This is a genomic window from Acetobacter tropicalis, from assembly GCF_001580915.1.
Lineage (GTDB): Bacteria > Pseudomonadota > Alphaproteobacteria > Acetobacterales > Acetobacteraceae > Acetobacter > Acetobacter tropicalis.
On the sequence record NZ_LHZQ01000072.1, the window covers coordinates 1 to 1,539 of the forward strand.

The 1,539-nt window shown below is 49.1% G+C and carries 1 protein-coding gene; it reads left to right on the plus strand.

Annotated features, from left to right (window positions below):
* Positions 1-56: 56 nt before the first annotated feature.
* On the plus strand, positions 57-1,539 hold a 1,483-nt coding region (locus AD944_RS00480; RefSeq protein ID WP_248845788.1), incomplete at its 3' end, for a glycoside hydrolase family 15 protein.

Genomic DNA, 1,539 nt, shown 5'->3' on the forward strand with positions numbered 1-1,539 from the left:
GGGTACCCCCTGAGTCACCCCAAGCAACGGTTGGTATTATTGGCAAAGACTGCTCAATAGACTGGCTATGCGTTCCTCGCTTTGACAGTGCAGCCTGCCTGAATGCTCTTTTGGGAACAATGGAACACGGGTGCTGGAAACTGGAGCCGGAAGATCCTCTTATTTCAACCTCGCGCAGGTATCGCGGAAACACTCTTATTCTTGAAACACGGTTGATAACCGGAAGTGGAGAGGTTTTGGTAACAGATTGTATGCCTAAACTGGATGGGCATACATCCATTATCCGCCGTGTAAGGGGAATACGAGGTCGCGTTAGGATGCGGCTTTTTCTGCGCTTGAGGTTTGATTATGGTATTACCGTTCCATGGGTCACGCATCTCCATGGAGAGGAAGGTATCCGTGCCATTGCCGGCCCGGATCAGATCGTTATTCGGTCCTCAGTTCCGTTAAAGTCTGAAGAACTGAACACTGTTGCCTATTTTGAAGTATCAGAACAGCAAGAAGAAACATTTGTTCTTCAGCATGCCGCGTCTCATTTGCCACTCCCCGATACGTTTGATGTCGATACCGTGCTGAATGAGACAGAAGCATGGTGGCAGGCTTGGTCTGAACAATGCACCTATCATGGTCCTTGGCGGGATGCCGTCATGCGGTCCCTGATTGTTCTGAAGGCCCTCACCTACTCCCCGACTGGCGGAATTGTTGCTGCTCCGACCACATCTCTGCCGGAAGATTTGGGGGGCATCAGAAACTGGGATTACCGTTATTGCTGGTTGAGAGACGCAGCCTTAACGCTTTCCGCCCTCATCTCGTGCGGGTATCATGAAGAAGCTCAGGCGTGGAATGACTGGCTCCATCGGAGCATTGCGGGGGATGCTGCCCAAACCCAGATTATGTATGGTGTCAGTGGTGAACGGATTTTGCGGGAATGGAGTGTGGAAAACCTTCCCGGCTACCATAACGCCAAACCGGTCAGAATTGGCAATGCGGCGTCAGATCAGATCCAGCTTGATATCTATGGTGTCATGGCTCATGTCGCACAACTGGCGCGGAATGCTGGGTTGCCTCGCTCTCATTCCTCATGGGCACTCCAAACAAACCTTCTCAACCGACTGGAATTGAAATGGAGAGAACCAGACCATGGAATATGGGAGGTCCGCGGTGGAACGCGTCAGTTTGTCCATTCCAAAGTCATGGCTTGGTTGGCATTTGATTGTGCGTTGAAAGATATGAAGCAATATAATCTTTCAGGCCCCTATAAAAGATGGAAGCAAGTGCGGGAGGAACTCCATGCTGATATCTGCAGCTACGGGTTTAATATGGAAATTGGAAGCTTTGTTCAATATTACGGAAGCAGTAATGTTGATGCCTCTCTTTTAATGCTTCCGCTCGTGGGTTTTTTACCGATTTCTGATCCACGTATTCAAAGTACTATTTCTGTTATTGAAAAGAAGCTTCTCAGTAATGGTCTGCTCCGCCGTTATGAAACAAAAGATAATGTTGACGCGGATTTCTCACACTTGAGGCAATTTCGGGTCA